This window comes from Streptomyces sp. NPDC096012 (assembly GCF_040426375.1).
Classification (GTDB): Bacteria; Actinomycetota; Actinomycetes; order Streptomycetales; family Streptomycetaceae; genus Streptomyces.
The window spans coordinates 131,414-137,681 of sequence record NZ_JBEOTD010000019.1; the positions used below are offsets into that span (position 1 = coordinate 131,414).

Here is a 6,268-nt window from a genome sequence, read left to right on the forward strand (position 1 = left end):
GCACAGGTGAGTTCGCCCACAACGGCCGCCGGCGGAGGAGCGACCCGCGCTTTCGCGCCTTACGCTCGACGCACCGCACGACCCCCGTCAGCCCACCCCCAGGCCCCGTCCCGAGGCCCTCTTCCCGCCCACCGGCATTCCCGCCAACGGAGGTTTCTGCTTCATGAAGCTCACCGTCGTCGGCTGCTCAGGGTCGTTCCCGTCCGCGGAATCGGCCTGCTCGAGCTATCTCGTCGAGGCCGACGGCTTCCTGCTGCTCCTCGACATGGGCAACGGCGCCCTCGGCGAGCTGCAGCGCCACTGCGGTCTCTACGACCTCGACGCGATCTTCCTGAGCCATCTGCACGCCGACCACTGCATCGACATGCTCGCCTATTTCGTGGCGCGCTACTACCGCCACGAGGGCGGCCGCTGCGCTCCGATCCCCGTCTACGGACCCGAGGGCACGGAGCAACGGCTGACCACCGCCTACGCGGACACCCCGTCGGCCTCCTCCATGAGCGAGGTCTTCGAGTTCCACACGGTCAAGCCGTCCACGTTCGAGATCGGCCCGTTCACGGTGCACACCGACCGGGTCCGCCACCCCGTGGAGTCGTACGCCATCCGGATCGAGCACGGCGGGCGGTCCCTCACCTACTCGGGTGACACGGGTGTCAGCGGGGCGCTGGACGAGCTGGCCCGGGACACCGACCTGTTCCTGTGCGAGGCCGCGTTCACGCACGGCAAGGAGCGCATTCCGGACCTGCACCTCAACGGCCGTGAGGCGGGCGAGACCGCGGCCCGCGTGAGCGCCCGGCGCCTGGTCCTCACGCACATCCCGCCGTGGACCGACCCCGAGGTCAACCTCCGCGACGCCCGCGAGGTCTTCACCGGCCCGGTACACCTGGCGGCCCCGCGGCAGACGTACGAGATCTGACGCCGTCGCACCCGAGCGGTGCCCCCCTGCTTGAGCGCCCCCCGGTGCTCGGACAAGGCCCCCGAAGCCACGGCTCCGGGGGCCTTGTCGTGCGCGGAGACCGGGCCACGGTCTCGTGCGCGGACCGGTGTACCCGCGCAGGGCGTCGCCGTCGCCCAAGGACGCATCGACATGGGCCCCGACATGCGCGTACGCCGCATTCCCCGGTCCGCTCGGGGCCGGGGAATGCGGGGTGAGGCCGGTCCGGGTGCGCCCTACTTGGCCTCGGCCTTCTGGAGTTCCGCGAGCTCCTCGTCCGACTCCCGGCCCGGGGTGGGCAGGTTGAACCTGGTGATCGCGAACCGGAAGACGGTGTAGTAGACGGCGCCGAAGCACAGGCCGACCAGGGCCAGCCCCCACGGGTTGCTCGCGATGCCCAGGTTCAGCGCGAAGTCGATCCCGCCGGCCGAGAAGCCGAAGCCGTCCTTCATGCCCAGCGCCCAGGTCAGTGCCAGCGAGATGCCGGTGAGCACCGCGTGGATGGCGTACAGGGCCGGCGCGATGAACATGAACGTGAACTCGATCGGCTCGGTGACACCGGTGACGAACGACGTCAGCGCGAGCGAGAGCATCATGCCGCCCACCACCTTGCGGCGCTCCGGGCGGGCGCAGTGCACGATGGCGAGGCAGGCGGCCGGCAGGCCGAACATCATGATCGGGAAGAAGCCGGTCATGAACTGGCCCGCGGTCGGGTCCCCGGCCAGGAAGCGCGCGATGTCGCCGCTCTTGCCGTGGTACTCGCCCGCCTGCAGCCACGGGAAGGAGTTCAGCAGGTGGTGCATGCCGATCGGGATGAGCGCGCGGTTGGCGGCACCGAAGATGCCGGCGCCGACGGCACCCGACCCGACCAGCCACTCACCGAAGTTGTGCAGACCGGTGCCGAGGACGGGCCAGATGTAGCCGAAGACGATGCCGAGGACCAGGCCGGCGAGGGCCGACAGGATCGGGACCAGCCGGCGGCCGCCGAAGAACCCCGCCCAGTCGGGCAGCTTGGTGCGGTAGAACCGCTGGTAGAGCAGCGCGACGGCGAGACCCATCACCACTCCGCCGAGGACCTTGGCGTCCGCGGGTCCGTCGACCATGACGGCCTTGCCGTCGACGGCCGCGGCCACCTTGGCCACGTTCTTGTCGGTGAACGTGCCGAGGACGTTCTTGAAGACCAGGTAGCCGACGACCGCGGCGAGCGCGGTGGAGCCGTCCGACTTCTTCGCGAAGCCGATCGCGATGCCGACCGCGAACAGCAGCGGCATGTTGTCGAGGATCGCGTTGCCGCCCGCGGCCATGAAGGACGCGATCTTCGTCAGGAAGGCCGGGAAGGAGGGGCGGCCCAGCATGTCGTTGTTGCCGAGGCGTACCAGGAGGGCCGCGGCCGGCAGCACGGCCACCGGCAGCATCAGGCTGCGGCCGATACGCTGCAGCACGGCCATCGCGCCGGCGCCCTTCTTCTTCTGGTTGGCCGCGGGAGCGGCGCTGGCCGTGGTCACAAGGTCCTCCAAATGGGCAAGGCGCCGCCCGGGAACCGAGGAAGGGACGGCAGCGTCTCTGGTCTACACCACTCAGTGGTGTAGACCTGTTGTAGCACGATGAAGGCAGGATAAGGAACCACGAGATCCGCTACCGCGGCGCTACGCGCAGTACCCGTGGGCCGAGGCCGGCGCGTAACCGACGAAGCGTCCGGCGTGCGGGCGGCCAAGGGGTCGGCGCGCAGGTGACGACGCGTGGGGCGCGAGCGTGGCGGAGGCCCCCGGACCGGGCGGTCCGAGGGCCCCGACCACCCGGCGGCGTCAGACCTTCGTGACGTCCTCGACCTCCTCCACCGGCTCCCGCCCCGGCGTCTTGAGGTCGAATCTGGTGATGGCGAACCGGAAGACGACGTAGTAGACGGCCGCGAAACACAGCCCGATCGGGATGATCGCCCAGGGCTTCGTCGCCAGGTGCCAGTTGATGACGTAGTCGATCAGGCCCGCCGAGAAGCCGAAGCCGTCGTGCACCCCGAGCGCCCACGTGACCGCCATCGACACACCCGTGAGCACCGCGTGGATCACGTAGAGGAACGGGGCGACGAACAGGAACGAGTACTCCAGCGGCTCGGTGATGCCGGTCACGAAGGAGGTCAGTGCCACCGACAGCATCAGGCCGCCGACCTCCTTGCGGCGCTCCGGCCGCGCGCAGTGCGTGATCGCCAGCGCGGCCGCCGGCAGCGCGAACATCATGATCGGGAAGAAGCCCGAGGTGAACTGGCCGGCGTTCGGGTCGCCTGCGAGGAACATGTTGATGTCGCCGTGCACGGGCTTGCCGCCCGGTGGTGTGTAGGTGCCGAACTGGAACCAGACGGGCACGTTCAGGAACTGGTGCAGCCCGATGACGAGCAGGGCCCGGTTGGCGACGCCGAAGATGCCGGCGCCCCAGGCACCGGTGTCGCGCAGCCAGTGGCCGAAGCTCTCCAGGGCGCTGCCGATCGGCGGCCAGATCCACAGGCACAGCGCCGCGAAGAGGATGGCGACGAACGACATGATGATCGGGACGAGCCGGCGGCCGTTGAAGAAGCCGAGCCAGTCCACCAGCCTGGTGCGGTGGAAGCGGGCCCAGAAGAACGCGGTCAGCAGCCCCATCACGATGCCGCCGAAGACGCCGGGGTTCTGGAAGGTGAAGACCGTCACCGTCCCGTCCGTCACCTGGCAGCCGACGTTCGCCACCGCCTTCGAGCCGCCGGGGCAGTCCTCCGGGAACTGGTGCAGGACGCCGTAGTAGACGAGGAAGCCCGCCACCGCCGCGAGCGCCGTGGAGCCGTCGGACTTCTTGGCCATGCCGATCGCGACACCCACACAGAACAGCAGCGGCAGCCCCAGGGAGCCGTCGAGCAGGGCGCCGCCCGCGCCCAGCATCACCTTGGAGACGGGGGTCCAGCCCAGGCCGCCCTGCCCGATCACCCCCGGCTGCGCCAGCCCGATCAGCAGGCCCGCCGCCGGCAGCACCGCGATCGGCAGCTGAAGGCTGCGGCCCATCTTCTGCAGCCCCTGGAACAAGCGGTTCCAGCGCTCGCGGGCCGGGCCGGGCGTGCTGTCGGCGCTGCCTGCGCTCTCGGCGCTCATGGGCATCCTCCGGCGACTGGGCGCGGCCGCGGTTTGGCGACCGTCCCCACGGTGGTGTAGACCAGTTGGCGGACGGTTCCGCTGTCGTGATCGCCATCATTCGGCAAGGACGGCATGACCGCTCGCGAAGATGGGCCAACTGTGGGTTACTGCGACCAAAGCGGTTCGGATCAGGGAGAGGGAACATGGCCACCAAGGCTGAGAAGATCGTCGCCGGGCTCGGCGGCATCGACAACATCGAGGAGATCGAGGGCTGCATCACCCGGCTCCGCACCGAGGTGTCCGACCCCTCGCTGGTCGACGAGGCCGCCCTGAAGGCCGCCGGCGCCCACGGTGTCGTCAAGATGGGGACCGCGATCCAGGTCGTCATCGGCACCGACGCGGACCCGATCGCCGCGGAGATCGAAGACCTGATGTGAGCCCGCCGGGCCACCCGCCGTGGCTCGCGTGGTTCACCTGGAAGGGGCTCTTCCCGCCGCGGGAGGAGCCCCTTCCGCTACTCCGGATAGGCTCGTCGGCATGTCTCGCATCGACGGCCGTACTCCCGAACAGCTCCGCCCGGTCACCATCGAACGGGGATGGAGCAAGCACGCCGAGGGCTCCGTCCTCGTCTCCTTCGGCGACACCAAGGTCTTCTGCACCGCCTCCGTCACCGAAGGCGTCCCGCGCTGGCGCAAGGGCAGCGGCGAGGGCTGGATCACCGCGGAGTACGCCATGCTGCCCCGCGCCACCAACACCCGCGGCGACCGCGAGTCCGTCAAGGGCAGGATCGGCGGCCGCACCCACGAGATCTCCCGGCTGATCGGCCGCTCCCTGCGCGCCGTCATCGACTACAAGGCGCTCGGCGAGAACACCATCGTCCTCGACTGCGACGTCCTGCAGGCCGACGGCGGCACCCGCACCGCGGCGATCACCGGCGCCTACGTGGCCCTGGCCGACGCCGTCGCCTGGGCCCAGGGCAAGAAGCTGATCAAGGCCGGCCGGCAGCCGCTCACCGGCACCGTGTCCGCCGTCTCCGTCGGCATCGTGGGCGGAGTGCCCCTGCTCGACCTCTGTTACGAGGAGGACGTGCGCGCCGACACCGACATGAACGTCGTCTGCACCGGCGACGGGCGCTTCGTCGAGGTCCAGGGCACCGCCGAGGCCGAGCCCTTCGCCCGCGAGGAGCTCAACGCCCTGCTCGACCTCGCCGTCACCGGCTGCACCGAGCTGGCCGCGCTCCAGAGCGCGGCCCTGGAAGCCGCTGCCGGGAGGTAAAGGGGCGGCCAAGACTCTTGGTACGCGCGGGCAACCCGCCCGCCCTCTTCCGGCGTCCTAGGGGTACGGGTGCACGGTTCATCACCGTGCGCCCGGCCAGCCGTACCAGGGGAGGGAACCCACCATCATGGCCGCCAGCCGACGCCGTGGCGTCACCACCACCATCGCCGCCGTCGTGGCCGCCGCCGCACTTACCATGGGCCTCACCACCGGCTGCGACGCCGTGACCAAGGCGCTGGACTGCGTCCAGACCGCGGACGCCATCGCGGACAGCGTCACCGACCTCCAGCAGGCCGTGGAGAACGCCGCGAACGACCCCTCCCAGACCGACGCCTCGCTCGACTCGATCGAGAAGAACCTGAACAAGATCGGCGACAAGACCGACGACGCCGACGTCAACAAGGCGGTCGACGACCTGGGCAACGCCGTCGACGACATCCGCACGGCAGTGAAGTCCGGCGACCGCACCCCGGACGTCAGCCCCGTCACGGACGCGGCAGGCGAACTCACCAAGGTCTGCACGTCCTGACAGAAAACGCCCGCCTCTGAGTCACCGGCGCCGAAGACGCCCCGAAAGGGGCGCGGGGAACTGCGCGCCGAGCCCCGACGGCCCCGCAGCCGGTAAAACGCCCCGCAGTCCGCATCCCGCAGCGAAACGCCCGCCTCTGAGTCACCGGCGCCGAAGACGCCCCGAAAGGGGCGCGGGGAACTGCGCGCCGAGCCCCGACGGACCCGCAGCCGGTAAAACGCCCCGCAGTCCGCGCCCCGCAGCGAAACGCCCGCCTCTGAGTCACCGGCGCCGAAGACGCCCCGAAAGGGGCGCGGGGAACTGCGCGCCCAGCCACGACGGCCCCGCAGCCTGCAAAGCGCCCGCAGTCCGCGCCCCGCAGCGAAACGCCCGCCTCTGAGTCACCGGCGCCGAAGACGCCCCGAAAGGGGCGCGGGGAACTGCGCGCCCAGCCAC

At 70.5% G+C, this 6,268-nt stretch carries 6 protein-coding genes; 4 read left to right on the top strand and 2 right to left on the bottom strand.

Features of this window, described 5'->3' with window-relative positions:
* Positions 1-163 precede the first annotated feature (163 nt).
* Complete coding sequence (locus tag ABVB68_RS19980; RefSeq protein WP_353602424.1) at positions 164-916, top strand: MBL fold metallo-hydrolase; 753 nt, start codon at positions 164-166, stop codon at positions 914-916.
* Positions 917-1,170: 254 nt separating this feature from the next.
* Here the strand turns inward: ABVB68_RS19980 and ABVB68_RS19985 are convergent, their stop codons facing one another.
* Together ABVB68_RS19985 and ABVB68_RS19990 are read right to left on the bottom strand one after the other, a co-directional pair.
* Entirely contained in the window at positions 1,171-2,439 is a 1,269-nt protein-coding gene (locus ABVB68_RS19985; RefSeq protein WP_353602425.1) for a PTS transporter subunit EIIC, read from the bottom strand.
* Positions 2,440-2,739: 300 nt separating this feature from the next.
* Positions 2,740-4,047 (bottom strand): PTS transporter subunit EIIC, encoded by a 1,308-nt coding sequence (locus ABVB68_RS19990; RefSeq protein ID WP_353602426.1) that lies wholly within the window; start codon positions 4,045-4,047, stop codon positions 2,740-2,742.
* Between the two features lie 185 nt (positions 4,048-4,232).
* Here ABVB68_RS19990 and ABVB68_RS19995 point away from each other — a divergent pair, with 185 nt between their 5' ends.
* From ABVB68_RS19995 to ABVB68_RS20005, 3 genes are all read left to right on the top strand, one after another.
* A complete protein-coding gene (locus ABVB68_RS19995) occupies positions 4,233-4,466 on the top strand; it encodes a PTS sugar transporter subunit IIB (RefSeq protein WP_353602427.1) in 234 nt (77 codons plus the stop codon).
* A gap of 100 nt (positions 4,467-4,566) precedes the next feature.
* A complete protein-coding gene (gene rph / locus ABVB68_RS20000; protein WP_353602428.1) occupies positions 4,567-5,304 on the top strand; it encodes a ribonuclease PH in 738 nt (245 codons plus the stop codon).
* Between the two features lie 127 nt (positions 5,305-5,431).
* The gene (locus ABVB68_RS20005; RefSeq protein ID WP_353602429.1) at positions 5,432-5,833 is read left to right on the top strand and encodes a prefoldin domain-containing protein; all 402 of its coding nucleotides are present in this window, start codon (positions 5,432-5,434) and stop codon (positions 5,831-5,833) included.
* The last annotated feature ends 435 nt before the right edge of the window (positions 5,834-6,268 follow it).